This window comes from Aeromonas sp. R2-2 (assembly GCF_040908355.1).
GTDB classification, from domain to species: Bacteria; Pseudomonadota; Gammaproteobacteria; order Enterobacterales; family Aeromonadaceae; genus Aeromonas; species Aeromonas veronii.
Genome location: NZ_JBFODQ010000046.1, coordinates 24,925 through 40,360, shown reverse-complemented (window position 1 = coordinate 40,360; position 15,436 = coordinate 24,925). Strand labels below are relative to the sequence as shown.

Sequence of the window (15,436 nt, the reverse complement as noted above, 5' to 3'; positions counted from 1 at the left end):
GGGTTTGGAAGAAGGGGTTACATGGCTGTAGACGCCGGCAGCTCGTGACAGGCCAACTTCATCTGCCCCTAGCGCATAGTGACGAACTCTTCCGCGCTGGTGGGGTGAGGCGTGGGAACGCAGTTGTTGAAGTTGGCCTGATAATGACAGGCCTGCTTCAAACGTGCTTATCGCATTGTCACGAACTCTTCAGCACTGGTCGGATGGATAGCCACGCAGTTGTCGAAGTCCGCCTTGGTGGCACCCATCTTCATGGCGACGCCGAAACCTTGCAGGATCTCGTCCATCGCAAAGCCGATGCCATGCAGACCGACCACCTTCTCTTCCGGGCCGACACAGACCAGCTTCATCCGGGTGGGCTGGCGATGCTGGGTCAGTGCCGAGTACATGGCGGTGAACTGGCTGCGGTAGACCTTCACCTGGTCCTCGCCGTATTCGGCGATAGCTTCAGGTTCGGTCATGCCTATGGTGCCGATGGGCGGGTGGCTGAACACCACGGTCGGTACCAGATCGTAGTTGAGGTGCTCGTTCGGCTTGTTGTTGAACAGCCGTTCGGAGAGGCGACGGCCCGCAGCGACGGCAACCGGGGTGAGCTGGATGCGACCAGTGTTGTCACCCACTGCATAGATGTTGGCAACGGAAGTATTCTGGAACTTGTCGGTCGGGATAAAGCCCTTCTCGTCCAGCGCGATACCGGCAGCGGCCAGATTCAGGTTGTCGGTAGCCGGGACGCGGCCGATGGCCCAGATCAGGCAGTCGACGGTGAGGTGGCGACCATCTTCCAGCTGCAGGGTCAGGCTGTTGTCAGCGTTCTTGAGCACGGCCTTGGGAATGGCGTGGGTATGCAGCTTGGGTCCTTCCTGCGCCATGATCTCCACCAGTGTCTCGTTGATCATGGGATCGAAATTGCGCAGCGGGGCGTGCTTGCGCACCACCAGATGGGTCTCGGAGCCGAGCGCCTGCATCACGCCAGCAATCTCGACTGCGATGTAGCCCGCACCCACTACGGCAACCCGCTTGGGTTGGCTTTGCAGGTCAAAGAAACCGTCGGAGTCGATACCCAGCTCGGCACCCGGGATTGCCGGAATTTCCGGGCGGCCACCGGTAGCGATCAGGATATGATCGGCCGTGTAGTGCTCGCCATTAACCTCAATGGTGTTGCTACTGACGAAGCGGGCGAAGCCCTTGATGACGGTGATCTGGTTCTTGCCCAGCACGTTCTGATAGGACTGGTGAATGCGGCCGATGTAGGCCTGGCGGGACTCGACCAGCTTGGCCCAGTTGAAGTGGTTGAGGGTGGTGTCAAAGCCGTAGTCGGCGCCATATTTCATGGCATCGGCGATCTGGCCGGCATACCACATGGCCTTCTTCGGTACGCAGCCTACGTTGACGCAGGTTCCACCCAACTCTTTGGCTTCAATCAGGGCAACTTTCTTACCGTACATGGCAGCCCGGTTGGCAGAAGCAATACCGCCGCTGCCGCCGCCGATGGCGATATAGTCAAAATGCTGTGCCATTGCGAGGTTCTCCGCTCATTAAGAATGCAATCACAGCATGATGGGGATAAAGCGGCTGGCTCACAAGAGCCAGCGCTCAGTTATGTTGGATCGGCAGGCGAATATGGAACTGGGCGCCCTGGCCCGGTTCGCTGGCACAGCTGATACGGCCTTTCAGCAGTTGCACCACCAGGTTGTAGATGATGTGGGTGCCCAGACCGCTGCCACCCTGACCCCGCTTGGAGGTGACGAAGGGATCGAAGATGCGCGGCAAGATTTCGGGCGGGATGCCGCGGCCGTTGTCCGAATAGTCGATAAACAGCTCCTCTCCCTCCTGTTCCACCTTGATGGTGATCTTCTTCGGTTTGTCCCAGCTGTCGAACCCGTGGTTGATGGAGTTGAGGATCAGGTTCGAGTAGATCTGGGTAAAGCTGCCCGGGAAGGAGAAGATCGACAGCTTGGGATCGCACTGGATATCCACTTCGCACTGGCTCTTCTTCAGTTTGTGGCCAAGCGAGACCACCACCTGATGGAGGTTGTCGGCGAGGCTGAAGTTGTAGCGTGCTTCCGATGACTGGTCGACAGCCACCTGTTTGAAGCTGGCGATCAGCTCGGAGGCGCGCCGCAGGTTGCTCTGCAGCAGTTGCATCGACTCGTCGAGGTTGACGGTGAACTCGTTGAGATAGGAGCGCGACAGCTGCTTGGAGTCGATATGAGACTTGAAGTCGGCGACCCGCTCTTGCAGGTAGGAGGAGGCGGTCACGCTGATGCCGATCGGAGTGTTGATCTCGTGTGCCACCCCGGCCACCAGCGAGCCGAGGGAGGCCATCTTCTCCGACTCCACCAGGGTCTGCTGGGCCTGTTTCAGGTCGTCGTACGCCTTGCCGAGCTGGTTGTTGGCTTCACTCAGGCTGCGGGTGCGTTCCACCACCTTGCCTTCCAGCTGTTCGTTGAGCTGGATTATCTCCCGCTCGACCTTTTTCAGCTGAGTGATGTCGTAGCCAAACCCGATCTGGTACTTGAGGTTGGGACCATCGTAGAAGGGTACGAAGGTCCATTGCAGTACCAGCTCATGAGCCTGCTGGTCATGCATGATGACCTCTTTGTCTGACAGTGAACCTTCCGCCGCCAGAATATCGTTCAGCTCTTCCCGTTGCGCCGGGCTGACAAAGAGATCCAGCCAGTTGTGTTGCAGCAGCTCCTGCTGGTGGTAGCCGGTCAGCAAGATGGCTGCCGGGTTGATGCTGGCGATGGTCAAATCCGGTTCCATGCAGCAGATGACCATGTTGGCGGAGTTGATCAGGGTGGCGGAGAAGTCCCGCTCCTTTTGCAGTTGTTCGACCGCCTGATGGCGGGCAACCAGCTCGTCACGCAGTCGGGTACGCATCTGGTTGAGGGTGGCGACCAGGGTATCAAGCTCATCGGGTTTCTTGCGTGGCTGCGGGCGGCCTTCCAGCTCCAGCGCCATGTCGAGCCGATCGAGGTTGAACTTCTGGGCGTAGTTGGCGATGCGGTTGATGTGCCTGACCACCAGATAGTAAATGATGATCAGGATGCAAAATGAGACCACCAGGGTCTTGATGGTCTGGCTGACCATGATCAGCACCGATTTTTCGATGAGGCGCTGGTAGATCTGCTCGAGAGAGGCAGCAACGAACAGCTTGCCGACAATCTCCCCCTGATAGGTGAGGTTGAATTCTCGGGAGATATCATAGCTTTCCCGCTCGACCCCCTGGGTCAGCAGCGGGACTTCGGAGTTGCCGAGCATCTCCTTGACCATCACGAACTGCATATTGGGCAGGTTCATGATCCCTTCAATTTGCACTTTGACCTGCTCTTCATCCAGGTTCCACAAGCTGGCGGCGATGGGTTGCAGGAACGAGGCCTCGATCTGGCCGATGCTGTCTTCGATGACGGCAACATCCTTGCGGTAATCCCAGGCGAGTTGCAGCGCCGTAATGATCATCGCCAATACGGTACTGCAGACCAGAATGTAGGAGAGCAGGCGATATGAGAGTCCGTTGCGGCCTACGGCCCTGGCGGTCTTGGAGAAGAGTCCTGACATGGCGTCCTTGCGGTCTGGATGTGGTGTTTTTTAGTTTAACTGCTTCATGCACTTATGTCGTCTTTCCTGCGAAGCATAAAAAAGGCCCCGTATCGGGGCCTTTGCATGTGATTGATGATTAATGTCCACCGTTTGCTTTGGGCGGAATGGTTTCATCGAATACCGGCAAGGGTTTGTGCTCGGAAGCCAGATAGGTGTAGATCACCGGCAGTACGAACAGGGTAAACAGGGTACCGATGGCAAGACCAGCCACGATGACGATACCGATACTGAAACGCTGTGCCGCACCGGCGCCAGCGGCGTAGAGCAGCGGGATCAGACCGGCAATCATGGCCGCCGTGGTCATCAGGATCGGACGCAGACGCACCTTGGCGGCCTGCATTACTGCTTCCATCCGGTTCATGCCGCGCAGCAGCTGCTCTTCCTTAGCTACTTCACAGATCAGGATACCGTGCTTGGTAATCAGACCCACCAGGGTGATGAGGCCCACCTGGGAGTAGATGTTCATGGTCGCCATACCCCATGCCAGGGCAATCAAGGCCCCGCTGATGGCGAGCGGTACAGAGACCATGATGACCAGCGGGTCACGCACCGACTCGAACTGGATCGCCAGCACCAGGAAGATGATGGCCAGTGCCAGCGCGAAGGTGGCATAGAGCGCATTGCCTTCGGTGACGAACTGACGGGCTTCACCCATAAAGTCGTAACGATAGCCTTGCGGCAGCTTCTCGTCGGCGGTGGTCTGGAACCAGTTGATCGCATCACCCATGGCCACGCCCGGAGCCGGAACGGCGCCAATGGTGGCGGAGTTCAGCTGGTTGAAGTGGGGCAGGGCGCGGGGCTCGCCAACCACTTCAATGCTGATCAGGCTGCCGAGCGGGATCGACTTGCCGTCTGCGGCCCGCACGTAATAGCCCTTGATGGACTCCGGATTGAGACGGTATTTGCGCTCGACCTGCGGGATCACCTCGTAGGAGCGGCCATCCAGGTCGATACGGTTGACGTAACCGTCCGCCATCATGGTGCCCATGGTGATTCCGATATCCTGCATGGTGATGCCGTAGGCACCTGCCTTGTCCTTGTCGATGCGGATCTTCATGGTGGCGGAGTCGTAGTTCAGATCGAGATCCGAATAGACGAACTGACCGTTACTCTGCGCCGCGGCCAGAATTTCACCGGCCACCAGGAACAGGCTTTCGAAGCTGTTCGGGGTGGTGATGACGAACTGGATCGGCAGACCACTCGATGCACCCGGCAGCTCCGGGAACTGGAAGGTGGTGATGGCCATACCCGGGATGTCTTTCACCAGATTGGCGACCCGATCCAGCACCTCTTTCTGGCTCGCTTCACGCTGGCTCCAGGGCACCATGGAGGCGATACCGAACGCCTGGTTGGCGTTGAACACCCCTGAGAAGACCTGGGAGAAGGCGATCTCGGGCTGGTCGTCCAGGATCTTGTTCACATCCGCCATGGTGTTTTCGATGTAGTCCAGGTTGGCGTTGGACGGTGCGGTACCCAGCACGGCCATTACCCCCTTGTCCTCTGACGGTGCCAGTTCGCTCGGGATGAACTTGAACAGCAACGGCAGGCTGGCGAAGACAATGACGGCGAACACCACGATGACGGGGCGCTTTTTCATCACGGCGTGCAGCATGCTGTCGTAGCGATCGGTCATCCGCTCCAGCAGGTGATGGACTGTGCTCTCGAACTTGCCTGGCTGCTCGTTGGCCTTGAGCATCTTGGAACACATCATCGGTGACAGAGTCAGGGCGATGATGCCCGAGACGAACACGGCACCGGCCAGCGTCAGGGCAAACTCCTTGAACAGAGAGCCTGTGATGCCCCCCATCAAGGCGATAGGGGCGTATACCGCCGCCAGAGTAACTGTCATGGCGATAACCGGCACCGCAATTTCACGGGTACCGATAATAGCGGCCCGGAAGGGTTCTTCCCCCTCCTTGATATGACGGTCGACGTTCTCCAGCACCACGATGGCGTCATCCACCACCAGACCGATCGCCAGCACCATCGCCAGCAGAGTCATCAGGTTTATCGAGAAGCCGAACATATCCATCATCATCACCACGCCGATAAGACTGAGCGGAATGGTGATGATCGGGATGATGACCGCGCGGAACGAACCGAGGAACAGGGTGATGACCACCAGAACGATGGCGGCTGCCTCCAGGATGGTCTTGATAACCTCGTGGATGGACTCGTTGATCGCCACTGTTGAGTCATACATCACGTTGAGACGCATGGTGCTCGGCATATTGCGCTCAAGGCTCGGCAGCAACGCCAGCACATCGTGGGCGATGTTGATGGGGTTGGCTGTCGGCGCGGCGTTGACCGCCATGACCACTGCTTCGCGGCCGTTGGCGCTGGCGCGATAGATGTCGTGGCTCTTCTCGAGGGTCACCTTGGCAATGTCGGAAAGGCGGATTACCTTGCCGTCACGGGTAGCAACGACCAGACGCTTCAACTCGTCGACATCCTTGACCTGGGTCTCGGCGTTGCCGTTGAACAGGGTGAAGTAACCGGTCGCCTGACCTGTCGCGGACTGATAGTTGTTGCTGTTGAGCACCGTCATCACGTCACTGGCAGTCAGGTTGAAGGCCGCCATCTTGGCCGGATCCAGCCATACCCGCAGGGCAAACTCGACACCGCCGTAGAGGTCAACCTTGGAGACCCCGCCGACAGTAAAGAGCTGCGGCTTGATAACCCGCTCCAGATAGTCGGTGATCTGGCTGGAATTGAGCTCCGGGCTGGTAAAACCGAGGTAGAGCACCGCTGTGGTTGAACCGGTGGAGGAGGTGACCGACGGGTCTTCCGCCTCTTTCGGCAACTGGGAGCGCACCGAGTTCACCTTCGCCAGGATGTCGGACAGCGCGGCGTTGGGGTCGGTGTTGAGCTTCATGTACGCAGTGATGGTGGAGCTACCCAGCTGGCTGGAGGAGGTCATGAAGTCGATGTTGTCGGCTTGCGCGACCGCCTGTTCCAGCGGCTGGGTGATGAACCCCTGGATCAGATCAGAACTGGCGCCATAGTAGCCAGTGCTGACGGTGATCACCGTGTTGGTCACCTCGGGGTATTCCCGTACCTGCATCTTGAAGATGGCCTGAAAGCCCAACAAGGCGATCAGGAAGCTGAGCGAGATCGCCAGCACAGGCCGTTTTATAAATATGTCAGTAAATCGCATCGCAGATCTCCGCGCTTACAGCATCGGGGTTTGTGCCGGAACGGCCAGGGCATCGTTCTCGACCACATGCACCTTGGTGTCGTTGCTCAGGCGAACCTGACCCGACAGTACGATCTGGTCACCGGCCTGGATGCCGGAGAGCACATGCACATCGTTGCCACGGCGCTCACCGGCCTTGACCACAACCTGCTTGGCTCGCAGCACTTTCACCTTGTTACCCTCTTTGTCGGTCTCTTCGCCCTCTTTGAGCACATAGACGTTCTGACCGTAAAGGGTGAAGGAGATAGCGGTTTGCGGGATCACAATCTGATCTTTCACCGTCGGCAGAATGATGCTGGCGCGGGCGAACATACCGGAACGCAGCTGACCGTCGTTGTTCGGAATGTCTGCCTGTACCTGGATCAGGCCGCTCTGGAAGTTGACCGCAGGCTCGATGGCGGTGATATGACCGTCAAACTGGGTTTGCGGATAGGCATCCACATTGATCTTGATGGTCTGGCCCAGCTTGATTTTGGAGATATCGGTCTGGGGCACGGTGAAGCGCAGGCGCATCACGCTGGTATCTTCCAGGCGCACGATATCTGTGCCCGGCTGCAGATACTGACCGAGGAACACATTGCGCAGGCCGACCACGCCGCTAAAGGGCGCACGCACTTCACGACGGGCAATGGTCGCCTTCAGACTCTCGATATCTGCTTCCAGTGAGCGATAGGCCGCTTCCGCCTCATCCAGCTGCTCTTTGGAGATGGAGCTGGTCTTGTAGAGGTTCTGGAAACGATCGAACTTGGCTTTTGCCGCCGGTAGCTTGGCCTGGGAGGCGCGCAGATTGGCCCGCTCCACGGTGGAGTCCAGGCTCAGCAGCAGCTGGTCAGCCTTGACCGGTTTGCCCGACTCGAAGGTGATGGCGTCAATGGTGCCTGCCAGTTCGGTGGAGAGGGTCACCCCCTGATTCGGCTCGATGAAGCCGATCGCTTCGATGGTCGGTACCCAATCCTGCGCCTTGGTCACCATGGCGGTGACGGGGAACTCGGGTTCCGGCCGGTTGGCCATATATTGGGCAATCATCTTCTGTTTGAACAAATTGAAGCCGATGACGCTGCCAAACAAGGCGATCGCTATCAGCAACATAATGGCCATCCACTTTTTCATGAACAGGCTCCTGAGGTGGAAAGATTGGGGGATAAAATGGCATTCCAGCTGGCCCGGATCGCGGTTTCCAACTGCGATTCGGTCAGCGTGATGTTGTGCACCCTGCACTGCAGGGCCAGATGCATGACACTGTCCAGACTCAACACCTGGAGTGCCCGTATCGGTAAATCAATAAACAATCCTTGTTCAACGCCCTGTTCAAAAAATCGGTCCAGAGGCTCCCAGGCGGCCAGAATGACAGGATTGGTTTCCAATTCTGCCCCTAGCGGAGAGCTCTCGTACTGCAATTTGCACCGGATAGCGTTGGGTTCGTTAACAAAAATGGCATGAATATTGAGCCATAATTGGCGAAATTGTTGAAATGAAACTTTATCGATTGCTACATCGGCCATGACCATGGGCACACACTGCAAGATAGTGTGCTGGTGCAGTTGCCGGATCAGATCATCCTTGTCGCCGAAGTAGCGATAGATGGTGCCTGTGGCAACATTGGCTTTCTTGGCGACTTCCGCAATCGACAGACCATGAAAACCCCGTTCACCCAGTACCTCATGGGCCGCGTTGAAGATGCTCTCTTTTTTATCCAGAATCATCAGTGTGACTTTCGATTGAATGAACGTTCATTCATTCTAGATGGGCATCAAATCAAGTCAAGGCAGCAAGGCGATTTGCGACTGCGATCTGCCCCTTTTCGGCTGTCAGCAGGGGAATAGTGGAAGAAAAGTGCGCAATGTGCTTGAAAAAACAACGAACAGTGTTTCGGTGACAGAAAAGTGTAGACAAACCAGCAACCATCATTAATAATGCGCCCCGTTCGACAGCGTAGCGCCCGTAGCTCAGCTGGATAGAGCGCTGCCCTCCGGAGGCAGAGGTCACAGGTTCGAATCCTGTCGGGCGCACCATCAAAAGTGCGTCGGTTAAACGGGCGTTGTTGTGGAACGAAAACAGCTGTGGTGGCTGTAGCTCAGTTGGTAGAGTCCCGGATTGTGATTCCGGTTGTCGTGGGTTCGAGCCCCATCAGCCACCCCATTTTACAGCTTGTCAGGTACGCGAAGGTGGCGGAATTGGTAGACGCGCTAGCTTCAGGTGTTAGTGCCCCCCGGGTGTGAGGGTTCGAGTCCCTCTCTTCGCACCATACTTGCTGTATGACGAGGATGACCATCAGGTCGTCTTTGTTTTTTTGAAGTAAACTATTTTGAAAGAAATAGCCTCGGTGATTAGCGCAGTCCGGTAGCGCATCTGGTTTGGGACCAGAGGGTCAAAGGTTCGAATCCTTTATCACCGACCACATTTAGAAAAACCTCGCTTCGGCGGGGTTTTTTGCTTTCCGGCCTCCGCTGGGCCAGCACTCTCTCCCTGTTACGTCTGTTTACACTCTATTTGGGCAGCGCGCCCCGCCTTTCGGTTATGCTTCAGCCTCGAGTCACTGACAACCGGATGTCATCGGCCCATTTCAGGCATTTTTCCATGAATAACAAAATTTCCTTTGCTTGCTCTCCCGCCCTGCTGGCTGCCTTGCTGCTGGGTGGCTGTACCATCAAGCCGCCATCCACCGATGTGATGATGGGCTCCATTGCTTCACAACCGCAGGAGGAGCGCTCTCTTTCCCCCTTGCTGACCAGCGGTGATTTTTGCGTTGCGGTGTCCCAACAGAAGGTGTTGGCACAACCTTGCAGCGGAAAAGACGATCAACTGTTCGAGTGGGATCTGGGTGAGTTGCGCCTGCAGGATCTCTGTTTGCAAGCCAAAAACGACAGCGAAGTGATGCTGGCCCCCTGTGACGGTCAGGCGCAGTGGGAGTGGCAGAAAGACAGGCTGTTCAACAGCAAGGTTTCCCGCTGCCTCGATGTGGCCGGGCGACGCCATACCCCCGGCACGCCGCTGCGGCTGGCTGAATGCTACGGCGGTGCGAACCAGAGCTTCAGCTGGCAGCGGCCCAATCCCTGGCTGGAAACCCTGAAAAAACAAAGCCTCACATGGTGAGGCTTTGCTGAATCGGATGTCGGGATGAAGAGGATCAGGCTGCGCTGACGCTCTCCAGTTCGAACAGTTTTTCCAGATAGACGGCGACGCCATCTTCATCGGAGGTGAGGGTCTGCTCGTACTCCGGCAGCGCCATTTTCAGGCGGTCATGGGCGTTGCCCATCACGATACCGCGTCCCACCATGGTCAACATCTCGAAGTCGTTCATGCCATCGCCGAAGGCGATCGCCTCCGACATATCGAAACCGTTCTGTTCCAGCACGGCTCGCACAGCATTGCCCTTGTGCACCCCGGCGTGCATCACTTCGAGGCAGTCCGGCAATGAGAAGGTGACGTTGAGCTGATCGCCGTAGCGCTGGTTGAGGTGCGCCTCAATCTTCAGCAGCTTCTCGTGGTCACCGATGTAGAACACCTTGTTGATCTGCTCTTTCGGTTCCTGTTTCAGGTCATCGACGAGGCGGTAGGTAAACCCTGACTCGTCGTGGAACTGCAGCAGCCAGGGCAGCTCCTCTTCCACCACCCAGTCATCACCCTGATAGACATTGAGGTGGATAGAGGGGTCGCGCTCCAGCGCAATCAGTTCGGCGGCGATCTCGGTCGGCAGCGGCTGGTTGAAAATCAGCTGATCCTGTTTGTCATGGACCACGGCGCCATTGGAGGTAATGAGGTAGATGTCCATCCCCAGCGCATCGCGGAAGCTGCGAACGTCAACATGATGACGGCCGGTGGCGACCACGAATTTCACACCTTGTTCTACCAGGCGGTGCAGGGTATCCCGGGTACGGGGAGAGATCTGGTGCTGCTTGTTGAGCAGAGTGCCATCGAGATCGGATACAACTACCTTGAACATCATTACCTCGGCATCGATTGAAAACAGGGGCAGTTTACCTTAGCCCGCACTGTCACCCCATTTATTTAGGGTTACAAAAAATAGCCAGCTCAGAAGCGGGCGAAAAAGTCGACCATCGCGGTCAGGGCGGGCTGGCGCTTGTCGTCGGATTCGATAAACAGCTCGTGCCAAGCACCCTCGATGCGCAGCGGTTTGCCCCCTTCACACTTGGCAATGGTGCAGAAGCGATCCTGCGCGGCATTGTCTACCACGCTGTCGCTGCCAGCCTGCAGCACCAGCAGCGGGGTTTTGATGGCGCCCGCATCGGCGATGGCGGCATCGGCACCGGTGATCCCCTGATAAATCCAGTGCGCGGTAGCGCCACCCAGCTTGATCTGCGGGTGCTGCTCGTAGATTTGGCGAAACGCCTGATAGCGGGACTGACTGTGAGTCAGCTCGTTGTCGGCAAAGCCGTGATCCTGATAGGCGCCCTGACCGGGGCCGTAGGGAGGCTCGCCAAGCCAGCCGCCGACCGTGCCTATGGTGCTCGCCAATCCCTTGGCCAGCCACTTGGGCAGACCGCCGAGATTGATGCCCAGCATGGGGGAGGAGAGCACGGCCGCCTTGATATCATCCGGCCAGCGTTCCAGATAGCGGGCCGAGATGGCGCCGCCCATGGAGTGGGCCAGCAGGAACAGCTTGGCAGGCTGGTCCGCCATGATGATCTGGTCGTGAAACTGCTTGAGATCGACCACATAATCGTCGAACTGGTCGACATATCCCTTCTGCGGGTCATTCAGCATCCGGTCGGACATCCCCTGACCACGATGGTCGATGAGATAGAGGCTGTAGCCCTGACGCCAGAGATCCCACGCCAGCTCCTGATACTTGAGGTAGCTTTCGACCCGGCCATTGACGATGAGGATGGCGCGATCAACCTTCTCCTGCCGCAGCGCGGCATAGCGGATGGTCACCCCGTCCTTGCCCTTGAACTCCCCTTCAACCGCATGCTGGCGCCAGAAGTCGGGCAGGGTTTGCTGGTAGAGGCTGGGTACATCGGCTTCGCTGGTGAGCTGATAGGTATTGGTCACGGCAAGGGCTCCGGCAGAAAACAGGGTCAGGGCCAACAGGGAAAGAGAGAGGGGTTTCATCAGGCACACTCCTGTTGCCAATGGTGATAAAGGGCGGCGATATCCCCCGAGCAGAGCAGCGCCATGCTGGCTTGCAAGCGGTGCAGGGGCCAGTCCCACCACTGCATCTCTTGCAGCATGAGGATCTGCTCATCACTGAAGCGACGGCGGATCGGCTGGGCCGGGTTGCCGCCGACTATGGTGTAAGGGGCCACATCCTTGGTCACCACGGCGCGGGTGGCGATGACGGCGCCATCACCGATAGTGATACCGGGCATGATCATCGCTTCCGAGCCGATCCAGACATCGTTGCCAATCCGGGTGTCCCCCTTGCGCAGAAAGCCGCTGCGGGTCCCTTCGCCAAAGGTGTCGGGATTGAACGGGAAGGTGGAAACCCAATCCAGCCGGTGGCCCTGATTGCCTGCCAGCATGAAGGTGGCGCCCGAGCCGATGGAGCAGAATTTGCCGATGATCAGCCGATCCACCTCGCCCCAGAGGCCGCTCTCCCAGGTGTCGCGGGTCGAGCCATCGCCGAGCAGGTAGCGGACGCAGTGATCCTCGAACGGCTTGCCGTGGTAGTAGCCGGAGTAGTAGCTGTAGTCGCCGGCCTCTATGTTCGGGTTGGTCAGGTGATCCCGGATGATTTGCGATTCCAGCCAGCTGCCAAAAGGGTTATCCATCACTCCTCCTGCGGATCGTCCTGCTCGCTCTGCTGCGCCCACCCTTTGCGGGTCAGCTGCATCCGTTGCCACCACTCTTCGTCCGCCAGAATTTCACCGGCCGGGCCGAGCTGGGGGTAGGGCATCTCTTTCTCTTTGCAGAGCTGGGCATAGATAGGATAACCCCCCTCGAACAGGATGCTGTTCTGCTCCTCCAGTGTGAGCGGGCAGCCGCGCTGATAGTAACCGGCCAGCTCGCGCTGGCGCTGCGCCTCGTAGAGGATGGCGGCGGCAGCCACCGAGACGTTGAGGGACTGCACCATGCCCACCATGGGAATGACGATATGGTGGTCGGCCAGCGCCAGCGCCTCTTCACCGATGCCGTGTTTCTCCTGACCCACCAGAATGGCGGTCGGTTTGGTGTAATCGATGGCGCGAAAATCGACCGAGCTGTCTGAGAGGTGAGTTGCCAGGATCTGCATGCCTGAAGCTTTCAGCTCGGCAACGGCTGTGCCGATATCCGGGTGCAGTTTTACATCCACCCAGTTCTGGCTGCCGCGGGCGGTGCCCTTGCGCTTGTGGATCCAGGTTTTGGGCCAGACCGCGTGTACCCGGTGGATGCCGATGGCATCGGCGGTACGCACGATGGCGGCCAGATTGTGAGGTTTGTGTACCTCTTCCATACAGACGGTCAAATCGAGCTGACGCTGGGCCAGCATATCGGTGATGCGCTTGAAGCGTTCGGGGGTCATGGCTTGTCTCTATAAAAGCAGCAGGCGGCTTGCGCCGCCTGTGTTCAGTTCTTCTGTCGGCTCACCTTGAGCACGTTGGGCATCACGCGGATCTTGCGCATGATGTTGGCTAGGTGGATGCGGCTCTTGGTGGTGATGAGCAGGCTGACCTGATAGACCCGGCCATCCTTCTCTTCGGTGCTGATGGCGTGAATATTGGCGCCGGTGGCGGCAATCACGTTGGCCAGCTCGGCCAGCGCTCCCTGATGGTTGACGATCTCGATGCTGATACCGGTGCGGAACTCCTGCTCCTGCTCCTTGTCCACTTCCCACTGCACCGGCAGGTACTTGTCCGGCTCCTTGCTGTAGCCCTTGATGTTGCGGCAGGCTTCCTGGTGAATCACCAGACCCTTGCCCGGGCTGATATGGGCGATAATGGCATCTCCCGGGATCGGACGGCAGCAGTTGGCGAAGGTGACCAGCATGCCGTCGGCACCCTTGATCGGCATCTTCTTGCTGCTGGACTTGGGTTGCTCTTCCGGCGGTAGTTCATCCCCCAGCATGCGGCGCGCCACCATCACGCTCATGGCGTTGCCGAGGCCCACATCGGCCAGCAGCCCCTGCAGGTTCTCATGCTTGGTATCGGCCAGCACCTGCTTGATGCGTGGCTCGGGAATGTCTTCGATATTCTTGGCGCCCAGCGCATGGTTGAGCAGGCGGCGACCCAGCACCACCGACTCTTCGGTGCGCAGGTTCTTGAGGAACTGGCGGATCTTGGAACGGGCCTTGGTGGTCACCACGAAGTTGAGCCAGGCCGCGTTGGGGCGGGCGCCCGGTGCAGTAATGATCTCCACCGTCTGGCCCGAGTGCAGCGGGCTGCTGAGCGGGTAGGGGTGGCGGTCGACCCGTGAACCGACGCAGGCATGGCCGATATCGGTGTGCACCGTGTAGGCGAAGTCCACCGGCGTGGCGCCAGCGGGCAGCTCCATGATGCGTCCTTCCGGCGTGAACACGTAGATCTCGTCGGGGAAGAGGTCGGTTTTGACCCCTTCGATAAATTCAAACGAGCTGCCGGCGCTCTGCTGCAATTCCAGCAGACTCTGCATCCAGCGCTGGGCGCGGATCTGGGCGGTAGTACCCGAGCTGTCGCCATCCTGCTTGTAGGCCCAGTGGGCAGCAACCCCTTTGTCGGCCATCTGATCCATAAATTCGGTGCGGATCTGCACCTCCACCGGTACCCCGTGCGGCCCCACCAGCGAGGTGTGCAGCGACTGGTAGCCGTTGGTCTTGGGGATGGCGATGTAATCCTTGAAGCGGCCGGGGCGCGGCTTATAGAGGCTGTGCATCTGCCCCAGCACCCGGTAACAGGTATCTATGTCCTTCACCTTGACCCGAAAGGCGTAGATATCCATTACCTCATGAAATTGCAGCTCTTTTTTCTCCATCTTGTTGTAGATGGAGAAGAGGTTTTTCTCGCGGCCACTGACCTGATGCTCGATTCCTGCCTCTTTTAGACGACCGCTGATTTCGCTCTGGATGGAGTCGATGATCTCGCGGCGATTGCCACGGGCGCGGCGCACCGATTCGCGCAACACGCGGGATCGCATGGGATAGAGCGCCTCGAAACCCAGCTCTTCCAGCTCGTTCTTCATGGTGTGAATACCGAGGCGGTTGGCGATGGGGGCGAAGATTTCGAGGGTTTCCCGGGCGATGCGGCGGCGTTTGTCCGGTCGCAGGGAACCCAGGGTTCGCATATTGTGGGTGCGGTCGGCCAGCTTGATCAGAATGACCCGGATATCCTGGGTCATTGCCATCACCATCTTGCGGAAGTTCTCGGCCTGCGCCTCTTTGCGATCGCGAAATTTCAGCTTGTCGAGCTTGGAGACCCCGGCCACCAGTTCTGCAACCGCATTGCCAAACTGTTCGGCCAGATCGGCCTTGGTGACAGAGGTGTCTTCGATGACGTCGTGCAGCACGGCGGCCATCAGGGTTTCATGATCGAGGCGCATGTCACCCAGGATTCGGGCAACGGCAACAGGGTGGGTGATGTAGGGTTCGCCACTGGAACGCATCTGACCCTGGTGGGCATCACGGGCCACCACATAGGCTTGCTTGAGCTTCTCAACCTGCTCTGGCGGCAGGTAGGAACTGGCTATTTCTTTAAGGTTTTCAAATAAATACAAGACAGTCCCCGC

Annotated in this window: 11 protein-coding genes and 4 tRNA genes; 5 read left to right on the top strand and 10 right to left on the bottom strand. The window is 58.3% G+C overall.

Annotated features, from left to right (window positions below; translation table 11 throughout):
* Window positions 1-167: 167 nt before the first annotated feature.
* The 5 genes from gorA to AB5Z09_RS08385 form a co-directional block, all read right to left on the bottom strand.
* A complete protein-coding gene (gorA, locus tag AB5Z09_RS08405) occupies window positions 168-1,517 on the bottom strand; it encodes a glutathione-disulfide reductase (RefSeq protein WP_368195050.1) in 1,350 nt (449 codons plus the stop codon).
* A 76-nt stretch (window positions 1,518-1,593) separates the two neighbouring features.
* Complete coding sequence (locus AB5Z09_RS08400; RefSeq protein ID WP_368195049.1) at window positions 1,594-3,561, bottom strand: ATP-binding protein; 1,968 nt, start codon at window positions 3,559-3,561, stop codon at window positions 1,594-1,596.
* Window positions 3,562-3,679: 118 nt separating this feature from the next.
* The gene (locus tag AB5Z09_RS08395; RefSeq protein WP_005355755.1) at window positions 3,680-6,760 is read right to left on the bottom strand and encodes a multidrug efflux RND transporter permease subunit; all 3,081 of its coding nucleotides are present in this window, start codon (window positions 6,758-6,760) and stop codon (window positions 3,680-3,682) included.
* Window positions 6,761-6,775: 15 nt separating this feature from the next.
* Window positions 6,776-7,909: an efflux RND transporter periplasmic adaptor subunit gene (locus AB5Z09_RS08390; RefSeq protein ID WP_005355753.1), complete on the bottom strand. Its 1,134-nt coding sequence runs from the start codon at window positions 7,907-7,909 to the stop codon at window positions 6,776-6,778.
* Complete coding sequence (locus AB5Z09_RS08385; RefSeq protein ID WP_005339267.1) at window positions 7,906-8,502, bottom strand: TetR/AcrR family transcriptional regulator; 597 nt, start codon at window positions 8,500-8,502, stop codon at window positions 7,906-7,908. Before AB5Z09_RS08385 ends, AB5Z09_RS08390 begins: the two co-directional genes overlap by 4 nt.
* A 232-nt stretch (window positions 8,503-8,734) precedes the next feature.
* On the opposite strand from AB5Z09_RS08385, the gene AB5Z09_RS08380 reads away from it, so the two are divergent.
* The 5 genes from AB5Z09_RS08380 (at window position 8,735) to AB5Z09_RS08360 (ending at window position 9,892) form a co-directional block, all read left to right on the top strand.
* Window positions 8,735-8,811, top strand: a tRNA-Arg gene (locus tag AB5Z09_RS08380).
* A gap of 51 nt (window positions 8,812-8,862) precedes the next feature.
* A tRNA-His gene (locus AB5Z09_RS08375) sits at window positions 8,863-8,938 on the top strand.
* 20 nt (window positions 8,939-8,958) lie between these two features.
* Window positions 8,959-9,044: transfer RNA gene (locus AB5Z09_RS08370), tRNA-Leu, on the top strand.
* Window positions 9,045-9,120: 76 nt separating this feature from the next.
* A tRNA-Pro gene (locus AB5Z09_RS08365) sits at window positions 9,121-9,197 on the top strand.
* Between the two features lie 179 nt (window positions 9,198-9,376).
* Entirely contained in the window at window positions 9,377-9,892 is a 516-nt protein-coding gene (locus AB5Z09_RS08360) for a ricin-type beta-trefoil lectin domain protein (protein ID WP_005339265.1), read from the top strand.
* Window positions 9,893-9,926: 34 nt separating this feature from the next.
* Here the strand turns inward: AB5Z09_RS08360 and AB5Z09_RS08355 are convergent, their stop codons facing one another.
* The 5 genes from AB5Z09_RS08355 to spoT form a co-directional block, all read right to left on the bottom strand.
* Window positions 9,927-10,742, bottom strand: a complete 816-nt coding sequence (locus tag AB5Z09_RS08355; protein WP_005339262.1) for a Cof-type HAD-IIB family hydrolase — start codon at window positions 10,740-10,742, stop codon at window positions 9,927-9,929.
* A gap of 89 nt (window positions 10,743-10,831) precedes the next feature.
* Entirely contained in the window at window positions 10,832-11,872 is a 1,041-nt protein-coding gene (locus tag AB5Z09_RS08350) for an alpha/beta fold hydrolase (protein WP_139429249.1), read from the bottom strand.
* A complete protein-coding gene (locus tag AB5Z09_RS08345; RefSeq protein ID WP_219265249.1) occupies window positions 11,872-12,531 on the bottom strand; it encodes a CatB-related O-acetyltransferase in 660 nt (219 codons plus the stop codon). The genes AB5Z09_RS08350 and AB5Z09_RS08345 overlap by 1 nt, the downstream gene beginning before the upstream one ends.
* The gene (trmH, locus tag AB5Z09_RS08340) at window positions 12,531-13,262 is read right to left on the bottom strand and encodes a tRNA (guanosine(18)-2'-O)-methyltransferase TrmH (protein WP_123174060.1); all 732 of its coding nucleotides are present in this window, start codon (window positions 13,260-13,262) and stop codon (window positions 12,531-12,533) included. Before trmH ends, AB5Z09_RS08345 begins: the two co-directional genes overlap by 1 nt.
* Before the next feature lie 44 nt (window positions 13,263-13,306).
* Window positions 13,307-15,424, bottom strand: coding sequence for a bifunctional GTP diphosphokinase/guanosine-3',5'-bis pyrophosphate 3'-pyrophosphohydrolase (spoT, locus tag AB5Z09_RS08335; RefSeq protein ID WP_019446267.1), 2,118 nt, complete (start codon window positions 15,422-15,424; stop codon window positions 13,307-13,309).
* Between the last annotated feature and the right edge of the window lie 12 nt (window positions 15,425-15,436).